Source organism: Rhodohalobacter halophilus, from assembly GCF_001715195.1.
GTDB classification, from domain to species: domain Bacteria; phylum Bacteroidota; class Rhodothermia; order Balneolales; family Balneolaceae; genus Rhodohalobacter; species Rhodohalobacter halophilus.
Genome location: NZ_MDWE01000012.1, coordinates 34,025 through 49,612, shown reverse-complemented (window position 1 = coordinate 49,612; position 15,588 = coordinate 34,025). Strand labels below are relative to the sequence as shown.

Annotated in this window: 14 protein-coding genes; 13 read left to right on the top strand and 1 reads right to left on the bottom strand. The window is 45.3% G+C overall.

The genetic code is table 11. The annotated features are described in order from the left end of the window. Nucleotides 1–5 precede the first annotated feature (5 nt). The gene (locus BG260_RS04515) at nucleotides 6–1,250 is read right to left on the bottom strand and encodes a hypothetical protein (protein WP_069130763.1); all 1,245 of its coding nucleotides are present in this window, start codon (nucleotides 1,248–1,250) and stop codon (nucleotides 6–8) included. Nucleotides 1,251–1,590: 340 nt separating this feature from the next. On the opposite strand from BG260_RS04515, the gene BG260_RS04510 reads away from it, so the two are divergent. From BG260_RS04510 to BG260_RS04450, 13 genes are all read left to right on the top strand, one after another. Then, nucleotides 1,591–2,400, top strand: coding sequence for a hypothetical protein (locus BG260_RS04510; protein WP_069130761.1), 810 nt, complete (start codon nucleotides 1,591–1,593; stop codon nucleotides 2,398–2,400). A gap of 8 nt (nucleotides 2,401–2,408) precedes the next feature. Beyond that, nucleotides 2,409–2,840, top strand: coding sequence for a hypothetical protein (locus tag BG260_RS04505; RefSeq protein ID WP_245683895.1), 432 nt, complete (start codon nucleotides 2,409–2,411; stop codon nucleotides 2,838–2,840). 1 nt (nucleotide 2,841) lies between these two features. Next, nucleotides 2,842–3,063: a hypothetical protein gene (locus BG260_RS04500; protein WP_069130756.1), complete on the top strand. Its 222-nt coding sequence runs from the start codon at nucleotides 2,842–2,844 to the stop codon at nucleotides 3,061–3,063. A 74-nt stretch (nucleotides 3,064–3,137) separates the two neighbouring features. Further along, nucleotides 3,138–4,088 (top strand): transglutaminase-like domain-containing protein, encoded by a 951-nt coding sequence (locus tag BG260_RS04495; RefSeq protein WP_176719432.1) that lies wholly within the window; start codon nucleotides 3,138–3,140, stop codon nucleotides 4,086–4,088. A 7-nt stretch (nucleotides 4,089–4,095) separates the two neighbouring features. Then, nucleotides 4,096–4,518, top strand: coding sequence for a hypothetical protein (locus BG260_RS04490; protein WP_069130753.1), 423 nt, complete (start codon nucleotides 4,096–4,098; stop codon nucleotides 4,516–4,518). An 11-nt stretch (nucleotides 4,519–4,529) separates the two neighbouring features. Further along, nucleotides 4,530–4,859, top strand: coding sequence for a hypothetical protein (locus tag BG260_RS04485; protein ID WP_069130752.1), 330 nt, complete (start codon nucleotides 4,530–4,532; stop codon nucleotides 4,857–4,859). Nucleotides 4,860–4,862: 3 nt separating this feature from the next. Beyond that, complete coding sequence (locus tag BG260_RS04480; RefSeq protein ID WP_069130750.1) at nucleotides 4,863–5,138, top strand: hypothetical protein; 276 nt, start codon at nucleotides 4,863–4,865, stop codon at nucleotides 5,136–5,138. A gap of 3 nt (nucleotides 5,139–5,141) precedes the next feature. Then, nucleotides 5,142–5,825 (top strand): hypothetical protein, encoded by a 684-nt coding sequence (locus BG260_RS04475; protein WP_069130749.1) that lies wholly within the window; start codon nucleotides 5,142–5,144, stop codon nucleotides 5,823–5,825. Then, complete coding sequence (locus BG260_RS04470) at nucleotides 5,822–6,223, top strand: hypothetical protein (protein WP_069130747.1); 402 nt, start codon at nucleotides 5,822–5,824, stop codon at nucleotides 6,221–6,223. The genes BG260_RS04475 and BG260_RS04470 overlap by 4 nt, the downstream gene beginning before the upstream one ends. A gap of 3 nt (nucleotides 6,224–6,226) precedes the next feature. Next, nucleotides 6,227–6,553, top strand: a complete 327-nt coding sequence (locus tag BG260_RS04465) for a peptidoglycan-binding domain-containing protein (RefSeq protein ID WP_069130745.1) — start codon at nucleotides 6,227–6,229, stop codon at nucleotides 6,551–6,553. Between the two features lie 2 nt (nucleotides 6,554–6,555). Continuing rightward, on the top strand, nucleotides 6,556–8,064 hold the full coding sequence (locus BG260_RS14335; protein ID WP_069130744.1) for an ATPase/DNA packaging protein: 1,509 nt from the start codon (nucleotides 6,556–6,558) through the stop codon (nucleotides 8,062–8,064). Next, nucleotides 8,042–8,323, top strand: coding sequence for a hypothetical protein (locus tag BG260_RS04455; RefSeq protein ID WP_069130743.1), 282 nt, complete (start codon nucleotides 8,042–8,044; stop codon nucleotides 8,321–8,323). The genes BG260_RS14335 and BG260_RS04455 overlap by 23 nt, the downstream gene beginning before the upstream one ends. Nucleotides 8,324–8,326: 3 nt before the next feature. Further along, a complete protein-coding gene (locus BG260_RS04450) occupies nucleotides 8,327–15,577 on the top strand; it encodes a helicase-related protein (protein ID WP_069130742.1) in 7,251 nt (2,416 codons plus the stop codon). Nucleotides 15,578–15,588 lie beyond the last annotated feature (11 nt).

Here is a 15,588-nt window from a genome sequence, read left to right as displayed (position 1 = left end):
ATCATTTAATTTTCATATGATAAATAACAAGTATCAAATAACTGTATTATTACTCCTTCAATTACCGCCCTACTTGAAAAAGAATAATTGAAATCTGATTTAAGTCCTTCAATGTAATTAACACAAGAAGTAATCAAATAATCATTAAGCTCATCAATTTCTTTTTCTGTATAGATATCATTTGGGTGATCATTTAGCCACCTTAACAAGGTTCTATTACAGTGCTCATAGATTCTAAATCTCATAGCAATAAAGTTATTATGCGTTTCTAACTTTTGACTTTCTATTAAACTTCTTGATACGGTTATTGCATAGTTAGAAAGTCTCTTTTCACTAAAAACTGTAGTTACTTCCCTTATCTTTTCTTTTAGATTTCTACTGTCAGAAGGAGTCAAATCGTTCCATATTTTATACACTGGATCATCAGGCATATGACTATGATCCAGTGACGCTACTTCTAAAAAGACTACTTTAAGATCTACCTCACCCAAAACCCTTAAAGCTTTAATATCATTTGCTTGACTGCTATCAAGTGATTCCAAAATCATTGATCTAATAATCTCCTCTTTTCCTGCATGCTGTGAAGAAGAATAAAATTTGGATTCCTTAATGATATCAATTAATTCAATTTCCAATGATTTATGATCTTCTTGTCCAAATTCCCAATTGATAAGACTACAAAATTTCGCCCAGTCATCATCTGATAGTTTTTTTATACCTCCAAGATTGCCCTGATTACTTTTAGAGGAATATTGTAGTTCATATTCATGCGTAATTATTTGTTTAAACAGTTCTATGGTTTTGGAATTTATGCTATCTACGTCTTTTATAGATTCCAAAAGAGCTTGATTTGGTAATTTCAGACCCAAACTTTTAATAAAGGAAGTTTCCTTTTCTTTCGAAATGTTTGCTGTTGTATAAAATCCAAACCGGACATTATTAGATAAATTGAAGTCAAACCATAAATCTAAGAAGGCAACAAGAGCGTTTTTAATTTGAGGGCTATTTAGGGAAAAATTTCTTTCTGAAGAATAATTCTTGTCTTCTTCAACATAAATTTGTTCATCCCCTTTGTGGGTGTTTATATATACATCTCCTAAATATTCAGTTGCAAAGTATACTTTACCCTTTGAGTATTCAGTTATAGCATCCACAGTTTTTAATGCAAGTTTTGCAGCCCGTAACTTCTGAAGGCGAAAACCTTTAGATTTATCAGCAGCTTCTCTGTTAATTATTTCTTTCTTTTGCATAAAAAGATGGAGGTTTGGACTTTCATTAAACACTATACCAAATCGAACTTTGTCCAAAAACTACCTTGCTAAGCCAAAATCGGCATAAAATATGTGTAGTAATTCAGAATTTCCCCGAACAAATGGTGAGTAAAGTAGAATATTTTGTACATAAAAGTAAATTTTACTCCAAATCACACATATACCTATAATTAGGCTAATTAGCTGCATAATAATCACCTAATACTATTTAAATATTGAGTAATTCTTTTCATTTCCAGATCCATCCAAATCTTCGTTTGAATGTTGTAGAGCAACATTTACCCTCCTATTCTGTGTTTGAACGAAAACTCAATCACAGATGGCCGAACTTTCTCAATCGCATACCGGAGATTTAAACGAACTGCCTCTTAATGGTCAAACCATTAAAGAAAAAAGCAATTCTACGGCAGGTCGCCCTTCAATGGAGTCGTATCTGGGTGGAGAAAAACCCTCTTTTGTAGATGAATCACTGGTTCAGCATTATCGTGAGAGGTGTGGCCGGTTGGAAGGAGAGCTTCACGATTCAGATCGCAAGATTAGATTACAGATAGATGAGATCATGCAGCTTAAACGAGAGCTGTCGAAAGATCGAACCGAAACTCTTCTAAGCCATCAAAAAGAGATTTCCGATTTAAAAGAGTCTTATCGGCTGGAGGTTGAAAGGCTTAAAGAAAATCACCGTCGAGACACTCGGGAGTTTGAACGGCAAATTATAGACCTGGAACGTCAGGCATTCAAGATGGAGCTTGAACACCGATCCGGCGACCGCACAACCGGCAACCGTATTCTGGATATGCTGGAAGATGTAGCTCCCACTTTATTTGAAAACCTATCCGGTATACTGGGTGGAGCACTAACAGCCCAGGGGCAACCTGCACTATCTGCCTCTACGGAACTTTCACCCCAACAGACTGAACAGCTTCGCCAAGCTTTTGAACAGGATATGAATGGTGATGCAGGCGTAGCCGATGAAGAAATTTCCCCTAATAATCAGGCAAAGACCCCGAAAAGCGGTGAGGGTGATGAATCCCCTCACCGCTCTCCTTTTGATGAAGAGGCAATCGGCCTGAACGACTTTTTTGCAAGCAAAGCCAACGGCCACCATGAACCGAATATGGAGGGCTTGTAATGCAGGAAATGCCAAAACACCGATTTGATTTGCTTTCAATGGCCATGTCGTTCATGGCTGAAAAGAATAAGCGGAATCTCTATCTGAAATACGCACAACGGGTTCACAATCAGATCGCCATCATCGAACAAATTGAACGAAGGCCAATGCAGATGGGCGACTGGCTGCAAATGGCAATAACGTTAGGTAAGCAGGCTCTACAGCAGGACATCGGCGCAAGGCAGATTGCAGAGAGCATATATCCCATTCTGGATGGATCAGGGCAACATCTGGCCAAATACGCCAACATCCCGGCTGAGTCTGCTACCAAACTTTTACTCTGGTACACAGGTCTGTCAAAAAAAATCGAACCCGATTTGACCACCCTGTTGATCCAGGTTATCGCTGAGCTTCAAAAGATCAGCATGAGTAGCCGAAACATGAACCCTCAACCGGCATAGCATGAGCAAAGTAGCTACCAAAACAATTACCCGGTTTCGGGATGGAATTTATAGTGAAACAGACTCCCCCGGAATGACTGCCATTACCCGTGGTGGGCGGTTTGTTGGAGTATTCATATCCACCGGAGAACTTTCTAAACCAGTTGCCAGCAGGTTTCATAATTCGCTTAGGCACAATCCACATCATACGGTTTCAGTGTTAACCCGGAAAGTGATTGGTTAATGCAGAGTGGGTTCAGCGACATATCATCAACGCTATTACCAGCACCCCGACAGCGTTCTGTTAGGGCACGGTCTGTGGCAACTTCCTCGGGAAGTGCCACAGCACCACTTTCAGTGAAAAAGACCCGCTATCCGGGAATTGATGGCGTGATGCAGGCGGCCACGGATCTGGTTGCAAAGTACACCGGAGATGAACGAATTCGCAGTCTTGCACTCAACATCACCCGTTCTGTACGTAAGCATTCCGCAACCGGCCAGCCCGACCTACGCAATGTTGATCTGATTGCGGATGCCATCTATAAATGGATGGTTCGCAATATCAACTATGTTCGAGATCCCTGGAATATTGAGCGAATTCAATCGCCGGATGTGACCATTCGACAGAAAGCCGGAGATTGTGATGATCATGCAATTTTGGGAGCTTCCCTGCTACAAAGCCTTGGCATTCGAACCGGATTCCGGATAGTATCACGAACCGGTAACCACTTTGATCATATCTATGCTGTTTATCAATCACCGGCCGGATGGAGGTCATTCGACACCACTGTTCTAAAATATCCGGGATATGCGTTTGATGAACGGCTGATCACAAAATCCCGGCACATTCCCAACCACCTGCCGGATGGACTTGGCTTTGATCCGATTACTGCGGTAGCGGCTATTGCTTCCACGGTAAGCACCGGGATCAGCGCAAAGAATACCCTTTCACAGATATTTGCAGCCGGAGATAAAGATGAACGCCAGCTTCGTAGTGCCCTGCGAAATTATTTGATGCAGCAGGGAGTGCGTTCGGAAGTGATCTCCTATTCTCACACCGAAAACCACATTCTTCAGCACTATGCACAAATCATTGATGAGCTGGGAAAACCGGCAGTAGATCAATTGAACCGGTTCGGGAATTTGCCGGACTCCTTTGTGGCAGACCAACGAGCCCAAAACAGTAAACGAAAAATGACCATGTATATCGGTTTAACGGCAGGTGGAATTCTGCTTACCGGCATCGTGATCTGGACTATAAAAAAGTGATGACCCTATGAATCGAAGCAGTTACGTATCCAGCACCGGCGACCTTGTTCTTGACAGCAATCAGGTACTCACTCATTCACCTGTCGAAACGGGTTTAGGCAGTTGGGAAGATACCGATCCCTGCCGGTATGCAAATCAAAGTTGCAGGGGGAAACTTTTTGGCGCACTGAAAAGCTGCCGAAGACAGCGTGAACGAAGCCAGGCATTATGCCAGGGACATCAGAAACAGCTTGAACAAAAAGCCGAGTGGGAAAGCCAGCGAGAACAGATGATGCAGGCGCTTCAAACCACGGTAACAAGTACAGCTCAAAAACAGCAGACAGCTAATTCAGCGATGAAAACCGGCCTTACCATAGGTGGAGTTGCCCTTGCCGGAGCTGTTCTTTTTCTCGTTCTGAAAAGCAAAAGAAAATCGAAACCCTCTAAATAGGAACATCATCTATGATTAAGGAAACCAGTGGATACGACAGTTTTGATCTGTTAAATACCGAGGCCGCTATTGCATCCGGTGGCCAATCGGCCGTTCGCCAGCCATCGCGATTTTCAAATGCACTCAACAGTATCAATCAATTCCTTCAAACCGCTACACATACCATTGTGACGGTTGATGGAGTGATCAATAAGGATAAGCAAAGTTCTGTGCAACAACCCCTCTATCCCGGCCAGCATGTTGCAAGGGCACCCCAAAGTGGTTCCTTCATGAAATACCTGGCCATTGCCGGTGTTGCCGTTGGTGGTGGAATTATTGTCATGAAAGGTTTTAAGAAGTAACCCATGATTACAGTCAGACAATCACGATACCTGGACGGAACCATTCCGGGAATGAGAAATCCACGGGTTTTTGATTCCGAAGAAGGTATGTATATCCAGCCCGATATTGAGACCACAGAAATGGGTGAAGGATCAGAGGTCGAAGATGGCAAAAAAGGTATTTGCCAGCGAATCGATGGAGAGGTGAATCTTGGTATTGCTGATTGGTTTCGCAACAACCGAAATACCATCATCACGGTGTTGGCCATTTATGGTGGGTATAGAATATTGAGGAGGTAGACCGTGAGCAATCAATCCTCCTTTACGTCAACCGGCCTTGGTGAGTCACGAATTGTCGGTAATGTCATCGCAACTGACAAAGCCGAGCTTCGAATTATTGGCCGTAATCCACAAAGAGGACTCCCCAGAGAGGGTGTTCCGTTTTCACTGGATCTGGAAATTGAAACATTTCGCAATTGGGCGAAGGTGTTCTTTCTCCCATTTCTGGCAAGTTGGGGAGCGTGCCCGGATGCACTTGTTGTGGTTCGTTCGGCTGACAATGGGCAGGTGTGGGGTGCGCAACGAATGAGAACATCCATATGGGAAAATTGCCGTGCCCAGGCCCGATTGGTATTTGATCGAGATTTCCGGCCGGATGCAACGAACCGAATTGTTTTCGAACTCTACCCGGATGGTGTGGACATCAACAATCTTCAGGAAAAAGACCGGATTGAGCAATCAATGGCCATGACTCTGGATCTGGGTGTTGAGGATGGCCAGCAGTCCGGGATTTATGCTCCACCTACCCGTTCATGGTATGAACTACCAACCATGAAAGCCGGATCAGCTTTAGGTGAAGTGAATACCATGCTGAAACGAGTCATCATTATCGCCGGTGTTGGAGCCGGATTTTATTTTGCTGCTCCCTTACTCCCCGGCCTTCGAGATGGTGTGAAACAACTAACCGGCAAAACCAGCAGAAAGTGAAAGAACTGATCGAAGGAAGAGATTACGAGGTAGTGGATGAAGGACTTGGAGCTATCGGTGATTACCTGGAGCGAACCTCACGAAATGCCTTTCTGCATTTTGCCGGACTGATAAACAACGCTACCAGTGGACGGCGTGGAAAATATGCAACCATTGCTCTGAACATGGCAGGTGTAACCACCAGCAGTGAAGGAATCAGCAGGCACTACGAGCAATATGCTCAGGTGATTGATGAATACTTTGAATATGTGGATGTGGTTGCCCTTTCGAAAAAACTGGACGTAGATAAAGCCATTGCCAGCCATGCACCGGGTGCTATTCTGAAAATTGGTGGTCTTCTAACTGTTGGAATTCTGATTGGCATGGCCGGACTTAAATTATACAATCGAAAAAAATAGGTTATGACATTACGCAGAGGTGATAAAGGACAAAAAGTAATGGTACTCCAAGCTTCTCTTCAGGAAGCCGGAATTGCACTGCCTGTCTATGGAGTGGATGGTATTTTTGGCCCGGAAACGGAGTCCGCGGTTAAACAGGCGCAAGGGTTATTCCTGATGGAACCCAACGGTATTGCCAATCAAAAACTGTTCGATGTATTGGGGATTTCGGATATCACATCTACTAATTATCCTGCTGAACAGACCGCTTCACCCGGAGTAAAAAAATGGATCTTAGCCGGTATTCTGGTTGGAGCACTTGCATTCGCAGCTCATAAGATGAGAGGGTAACGATGGATCAGTTGAATACCCTCAGCGCACGGGAATTATCGAATCTGAATATTCAGGGAATAAAAGTATCCGAACCTTACGGGACGCTTTTGGGAGAACCCGAGCGGAATGCCGTGATGTTTATTTGGGGCGAGAAAGGTGCAGGAAAATCAACGTTCAGCCTGGGGCTTGCCAATGCATTGGCCGATCATGGCCGGGTGGAATACATCCCTGCTGAAGAGCATTTTGGCAAAACCCTGGTAGATCGTGTAAAACGGCTCAATGCCACTCACAAGAACCTGAACTTCACAAAGTGGAAGTCTCTCGAAGCTTTAAAAGATACCCTTCGGAATAACCGGACAGCTTTTTGCGTCCTGGATTCGATTACGGTGATTGAAGCCAACGACAAGGCAACGGTCGAGCTGGCTCAATGGTGCAGGGAAAACAATATCAGCTTCATCATGGTAGCCCATGCTACCAAAGACGGGAAGTATAAAGGCAACACCAGTATTGCTCACGAATGTGATATTGAGATCAAAGTTACCAAAGAAGGCCAAGCCGAAGCGGAGAAGAACCGGTACCGCACATTAACCTCCATAGACGTTCCATTTACTGCAACCGATACCAAGCAGAAAACCTCACGAAGTAATCCAACAGGTTTAAAAGATCAGGTTATAAATAAACTGGACTGGTTAGAAGAGAACTACTCCAGGTACCACTCCGATAGCAATGTGCACTTTGCCGATCAGGTTTTGAGAGTAGTTGATGGAGAAATTAGTGTCGATGAAGAAGAAGAGTTTTTAAAGATGCTTAAACTCGATAGCGTTTACGAAATCGATGGAATCGATCCTGATGAGCTTTTAGAAATGGCATTTAACGATCTTGAGAATCTCATCACAGAAGTAAAGTCATTACGAGCTAACCCGGTAGAAGTACCTTTCAGAATCACACTATCAGAAATTGATAAGCTGCATAAAGTTCGATCATGGAAGCGTGCCAACTCCATGTTTGGTTCAAAAATGCCCTGTTATGCAAAGGCGCATTCAGGAGAATCGGAATCTGCCCATTTGAGCATCCGATATACCCCTGATTACAACAACAAAAAGTATGTACTTGAACTCCTGCTTGATGGCAGGCTGGAAACACAGATTTGCACGGAAGGTGCCAGTGGAGGTTTTAAAGCATCATGGCGGCAACTGGTAAAAGAGTATGGCGACCTGGAAGTGATGATCTATTCGCAGGATCATGCTAAGAAAGTTCTCGGAGCTAAAGAGTACAAACGACAGGAACGGAAATTCAAAAAAGCGCAGAAAACCGGAAACGACTGCCCACCAGATCAGGCTTCAAAAAGCTCTGAAAAGCTGACCGACAAGATCAAACGATACAACCTGCCGGAGGAACACAGGGACTACTTTGACTTTCCAAACGGTACACAGCTTGTGCCATTGGAGAAGCTGGTATCCAAGAAAAAGAACCCGGAAAAAAAGCATCGAAAATGCACTGGGTTTTATGAAACGTGCAGCAAACGGTGACCTAAAAAAACGGGCACCAATTCAGGTGCGAAAAAAGGGCAGTCAGTACCTCATCAAAGATGGTAACGCCACAACGGAAGTAGCCAAACGATCCGGCTGGAAGAAGATTCCAGTCATTGTTGAATCCACACCTGCAAAAACGAAACGCAAACCGGCTAAACGGAAAAAAGCTCCCCCGAAAACTAAAGGAATCGATATCGAGGCAGCACGGAAAAGCCAGAATAAGCTGGATGCATTTTTAGAAAAGGTGTTGAGCTAAGCTATGTCGCAGATTAAGACAAATATCGACGAGCTTCAGGAAATCCACCAGGATGACTTTGATCACTGGTTAGGCGATTGGGATGGGGATGGACTTGCGAATATTGACGATCCAAACCCACTGGTTCCGGGCGATACGGTTCCGATTGACAGCGCCGAACTGACGCCACAAATCAAAGCATTAATCAAGCAGAAAAACGCCTATCTGCCTGCATTGAAATCAGTCATGCAAAAGCTGATCGATACCGGATTGCCACTATTGGTAAAAGGCCGGATCAAGACCATGTATTCTACCCTGGGAAAACTGATTCGTAAACGATTTCCATTTACGGTAAAAGTTGCCGACCAACCGGGTGAAAAATACACGACCGGACTCACAGATATTGCCGGGTGCATGGCCGTGCTCGATTCTCAAAAGCAGGTTGAAGCCATTGTTAAACGAATTCTGGATGGCGAGCTTGGAACTGTCTGGGAACATGAAGATAAGTATGCCCGTCCGGCTGATGGATACCGTGCACACCACTTTATTCTTGTGGTTGATAAAACCACACCGGTAGAGATCCAGATCAAAACCAAGCGAATGTCGATGATTTCTGCGGCTTCCCACTATCCGTACAAGAATGGGAATCTGAATGGTGAACTGCTTTTGGAGCTGACCGATCTGGCATGGAAAGCGGATATGGGAAATACTAAAGCAGCCAAAGCACTTGAACCTTATTTAGCAGATCTCGACCGGCTTCAGGAAGATTTAACGATTCGGGAAAACCCATCGGATGAAGTAAAAGAACTTCAGAATGCATTCGGCGAAACCGTGAAGAAACTTGCCCTGGCATTTACCCTGGATAAGTTTCCCAAAGAGCATCGCCAGGAAGCCCTGGAACTATTCAGAAAGCATGGCTCCATTATCGGTGTGGATTTTGACAGTCTGTTCCAAGAGGCTCAAAAACCGGAAAAATCAGCCAGCCCATCCCATGAAGGTAAACGAGATCGAACGGGAGAATCGAAATTTGAAAGCAGATTTTCTGACGCTGAGCTGAAAAACTATCAGCCGATCAAAATGACGGCCTCCGAGCGCCGAAAAGCCAATGAGCTGGCCATTGAGGTTTTACAGAAAGAAGATCGGGCAATCACCAAAGCCGATATTGATGTACTGCGAAAATATACCGGAGCCGGTGGGCTTGGCTATAGCGATGAACAAGCCAGTGGCAAACGTGGCCTGCTCAATGAACACTACACCTCTTACTCGGTGGTGCAGTTCATCTGGGATAAGCTTCAAAAGATGGGTGTTTCCGGCGGAAATGTTTTAGAGCCGGGAGCCGGAGTTGGAAATTTTGCGGGCTTTCTGCCAGATCGGGATGCCTACCGAATGGTTATGGTTGAACGATCAGCGATCAGTTCACGGATTGCCAGACTGTTATATCCAAGGCAGACCGTCCGACATGAAAATTTTGCTGATAGTGATCTGTCTATCTACAACATTACCGGTGTTGTCGGGAATGTGCCGTTTGGTGATTTGAAGATTCATACCCAGCGAGATCCGCTTGCACCCCTTAGCCCAAGGATTCACGACTATTTTATTCTTAAATCTCTGGACTCTCTCAAACCGGGTGGATTTATGGCTGTGATTACGTCCACCGGTACGATGGATAAGAAAGATCCGGCTATTCGCCAAGCAATGGTACAGCGTGCCAGGTTTATTGGCGCATACCGGCTTCCATCCTCGGCCTTCAAGGATAATGCCGACACGTCGGTTACGACCGATATTCTGTTCTTCCAAAAGTATGGCGATCATTCCGGTGAGGTTCATCCGGATGTGGACAGCCCACTGAACCGGCTATTTGCATATGACGATCTGATTGAAAGCACGCACGAGTATAATGGTGAGACCTATCGTGCGTCTTTCAACCCTTACTACAAAAAGCATCCTGAAAACGTATTGGGTGAACACATTCAGGGGCATAACGTCCAGTTCTTTTCCCGTATGGGCGTGAAGGGGCAATTGACGGATTCTGTGATCTCAAAAGCTCTATCGGATGAAATGTCCTTTGTCTATCCGCTACCGGAACAAATGCCACTTTATGATATTCCCGATGATGGGATCATGCTGGATATTCACCGGGAGTATCATCCGGGGAATATTGTCCTGCATGAAAACAAGTTCTATGAAAAACAGCGCAGGTATTTCAAGGCTCTTCCGCTATCCGGTAAAGGTGAAGGGCTTAAAAACCGAATTGGATCTGCTTGTCACCTTCTGGACAAATACGATGATTACGTTACTGCACTGGCACGGGAAACTACCGAAAAGGATGCGCTTAGAAGTGAATTTAAAGAGCTTCTCTCCGGCCACATTGAATCATTCGGAATCCCTGATGAAGACGAAGATATTCGCTCGGTTTTCAAATACGACAACCGGCTTTACAAACTAACTACCCTGGTGAAACGTGATCCGGTGAACAGCGAGTTGGTTTATGCCGATATCATCGATGCCGATTCCATGTTCAACCGTAACTATGTACCCACCATCGGTGATTCCGCTGATCTGGCAGAGCTGGCCATGTTTGGCCGGTCGATTGGTGAGTCGCTTGATATTGATTTCTTCCAGTCGGTGTACAAAGGAGGCACGGCTACCTCTGGCGAACTTTTGGAAGCTCTGGAATCACATCCAGATTTTTACTGGAACCCGGAGTCTTCACGTCATGAATTCCGCTATGAGTACCTGGCCGGAAATGTTCGGTCAAAGCTGGCCATTGCCCGTGAAAACGAGCTTGAAAAGAATATTTCTGCACTTGAAGAAGTGGTTCCGGAGTGGATTGATATCTACAATATCACAGTCGATCCACAGCACATTTTTACCTATCTGCCAGCCAAAGCTATTGAGGAGTGGATCAAAGATGAGATGAACTACGACAAGGTAGAGATTGGCCTTGTGAAAGATAAAGCGGATCTGGGTAATCGGTTTTACATGAAGCTCCGAAAGTGGGGACGGTACGTTTCCGGTGGCGATGAAACCAATGATGACTGGAATTTAGGATGGGGCGAGACTCCCTTTACCAAAATCATCAACTCCTACATTCAGGATAGTACCTTCCCGCTGAAGTTTTACGATGAAAATGACGAGCTGCTTCCAAACATGACGCTGAAGCAAGCATTGTCCATGTCCGGTGATAAAGGGCAGATTCTTATTGAGCGGGCACGGAAAATTCAGCGGCAGAATAACAACCGGATGCTGACGCATGTGCCTAAAAAGTTCAATAACTGGGTACGGACGAAAGCCTCCACTGAAATTCGGCAACTCATCGAATCGGCCTACAATAACACCTACAACGCTGTTGTGAATCCCCCGTTTGACGGCCGTACTCTACGTGTTCGTGGAATGAGTGATACCTTTTACGGGGTAAAAGATTTTACCGTGTACAAACACAACCGGGCAATCGCTGAAAAGCTGGTCTGGAACGGTAAAGGTGCCAACTGCCATGATGTTGGAGCCGGTAAAACCCTCGCCTCAATCATTACCTCACAGGTTCTGTTGCAACAGGGAGCTGCACAAATGCCAATGTTTGTTGTACCTGGTAAGGTTCAGGAAAAATGGGTGGAAGAGTATATGATGCTGTTTCCCGATGCAAAAGTTCTGAATATGAAAATGACATCAGACAGCAAGCATAAAGAGCTGTCAATGGCGCAACTCTACAACTGGGATGCCATTTTCATTGCCGATCATGCGTTTAAATCGCTTCCGCTTTCTCCTGAAGAGCAGGCCCGGATCTACCAGGAGCGCATTGAGTACTTCAACCAGATGTTGGAGAACTTTGAAGAGCTGCTGGATGAGGATGAAGCAATTTCCAAACAGGCGAAAACTTCGATGATGAAACGCCTGGAAAAGCAGATGGAAGAGTGGGAAACCAAGCTTCGAAATGTAGCGCAGGCCAAACGCCTCGAAACGGATATCTTTTTCGATGAACTGGGTGTGGACTGTCTGTTTTTTGATGAAGCCCATTTTTATAAAAATGCACTCGGTTCAGCGAAAGCAGCCAAGCTGGGAATTTCTGCCAATAAGCCTTCGCAACGAGCTGAAGATGCTCTTCAGAAAACCCGATGGCTGTTCAGTAAGATTGGGTACAGGAATGTATTTGTACTGACGGCAACACCTGTAGTTAATTCACCGGTGGAAGTATGGCATATGCTTAACCTTTGCGCCCCTGATCTGCTCAAAGAGTACGAAATCGAAAACCTGGATAACTTCATCAACCTGTTTGTCCGGGAGGAAGAGAAGATCGTTAAAAAGACCAATGGCGAATACCGGTCTGAACGAGTGGTGGCCGGTTATTACAATTTGCCGGAAATGCGGAAGATCATCGATGAAGTGATGGACATTAAGAGCTATGATCAGCTCATTGGATTCTACAAAGAGTATCCAGACTACATTCTGGGTAGTGACGGCAAGCCGGTTAAAGGATCTGACGGGAAGCCCAAAGTACTGGAGCCGAAATTCAAACGGCCAAAAGCCAACTCCCGAAATGTGGTCATTGAGCCAAGTGACCTTCACAAGCTTCTCTTCGATGATATCATCCTTCGAGCTAATGACGTACTTGCCTGCATGAAAGACCGGCAGTGCGAAACCAGGGATAATTTCCTGGTCATTACCGGAGATGGAAGCAAGATTGCTACGGATCTGCGTGTCTATGACAAGGATTTTGAAGGAATTGATCGAACCTATCTGAAGCTTGGTGCATTGGTGGACTCCGTGGCCACTTCGTATCAGGCACGTTCCAATCCGGCACCGGCTGCTCAATCAGAAGACATTTACGGGGATTACTTCAATCGCCACGGCAGAGAACGAAATGCAGTTTCACCGCCACATATGAGATCAAACCCTTCTCATGTAGAGGTGATAACCAGCAAGGGTGTGGTTAAAGAAAAATCCGGGTATTGGGTGGTATGGGATAATAAAAAGGAGATGTATGAACCCCTACACATATTGCAGGATAAGAAGCCTGAACATACATGGGATGAAGGAATCTTCGGCAGTGAAAAAGAGGCAAAGGAGCGTGCTCAGAAGCTGAATGATGAATGGGAGAAGATCAAGGCAAGTCGATCAAATCCAGGCAATCCGGCTATCCGCAATCAGATCATTTTCTGCGACTGGATCAGCCTTCATCAGTCTCAGGGAGGTAGTTTCCATCAGCTAATTAAATCCGAATTGGTGAAGGCCGGTATTCCAAAAGAACAGATCGCCATCATTAATGGTGCGATCATTGGTACCAATAAAGATGGTTCCGATTATTCGGTAAGCAGCAAGGACGATAAGGAAGCACTGAAGAAAGAAGTGCAAGATGATTTTAACCAAGGCAAATACCGGGTGGTGATTGGCAATCAGTCCATTGCAGAGGGCATGAACCTGCAAAAGTGGACAACCGATATGCACCACATGGATGTACCCTATACGCCTTCACAGATTCAGCAGCGTAATGGCCGTGGACTTCGCCAGGGAAATCAGTATCCAGAAGTCAACATCCACTACTATTTGATGCAGGACTCCTTTGACCAATACCGCTTGGAACTTGTATCGAAGAAACAGAGCTGGATCGATGATCTGTTTTTTGGAACAGCCAGAGAAACCATCACTGATGGTGACAGCGAATCACTGGAGTACGAACAGATGGTGGCCGCTACCAACTCCGATCCACGGGTAAAGCAATTCTTTGAAGCCTTGGCGCAAAAAAACCTGCTTGAAGACAGGATTGGGAACTTGGAATCTGAAGTGCAACGGTTAGAGTCCAGCCAGAAGCAGGCGACTCATGATATCACTTCGAAGCAGGAAAAGATGCAGTCTGTAGTTCAGCGAGAAAAAGCCCTGCAAACCTCACAGCTTCCGGCAAGTGCGAAGCAGGCCATCGAGCAGAATCTTTTCCAGTTACAGTTCGGATGGAATGGAGAACCTTATCAAATCGATGTTGAGCTTTCATCAGATACGAAGCGAATTTCCAGCTTCCGGATGAAGGCTGAATTGGATGTGCCGGAAAACAACCAAAATGGACGGGTGTGGTTTCATCTGATTCCCGACAGTAATATGCCGGACAGAGCTTTTTACAACAAGGCGAACTGGGGTTCGATTAAACGAATGGCCAAAGAAGAACTTGGCGAAACTTTCGGGTGGTCACTGGAAGAAAAGACCGGCCAAGGACGATCCATTTCGGGCAACCTTGGAAATATCATTGCCACCGAAGAAGACTTCTATCGTGAGTATGGAGTAGATATCGAAGCGGAGAAGACGAAAACAGACGAGTCAGGCGGAGATCGAAGCTTTAAAGAGATCAAACAAACTCTGGATATGTTCAAAATCTCAAAGTGGCAGCCAATTATCACCCGCAAGCTTGCTGAGCTATTCCTTGCCCTGGAACGAGCCTGGCAACGAACATCCAAGAGTCGTTTGGAGCTGTTGAACACCGATTTAAAACAAACTGAAAAGACATTGGCCGAACTTGGCAGGGTGCTTACCTCCACCCGTCAGGAACTTGAAACGGCTAAAACGGATCTCGATACAAACCAGAAAACGGTGATCGAACTCAATGATGTCGTCAACGAGCTGGTAGCGGTAAGCTATTCCGACCGGAATGAACTCTATGAAGAGATCAACCGAATCGCTCCCACGTACAAGATCAAAAAGGCCATCACGGTTCGTGATGTTGGAGCCTTAAAAGGAGAATCAGGTTCAAAAGGAACCTTCCGGGAGAACTCCTCCGGTGGAACAGGTAAGCGACCAAAAGCCAAAAATCGACCGGCATTGCTTAAAACGCTTTACGAAAAACCCCTGGTCTATGCAGGAATTGTAAAAGAGCTGGAGATCATCGATGAGGGTGGCATGATGGAGCGAATTGAAGCAGAACGGGATGATCTGGCTATGATCATCGATGCAGACGGAACCACCATTTTTGTATTTCCAACCAGTTTAATGAAGCTCTCCAAAGGAGCGATGAATAGTGAAAAAGCGGCTGAAATGTTTGAAGAGTTTCACCATTTCCCAGCCGACGACTACGACTATGAGCTGTTTCCACCTTCGGGCGAGAAACTACTCAGTGCCGGAAATGCCGACCGAATCTTGTATGTAAGTGACAAGGTAATCTATGCCGATGATGAAAAAGGTAAGGATAACCATTACTTCCACTACTTCGACTCCGGAAAGCGACCGGTGTACAAATACGGTGATGTGTACATCATCGCTAACGTAAACATAGACGGCAGGGGCATTCTTAATTGAGCCCGCCCGAC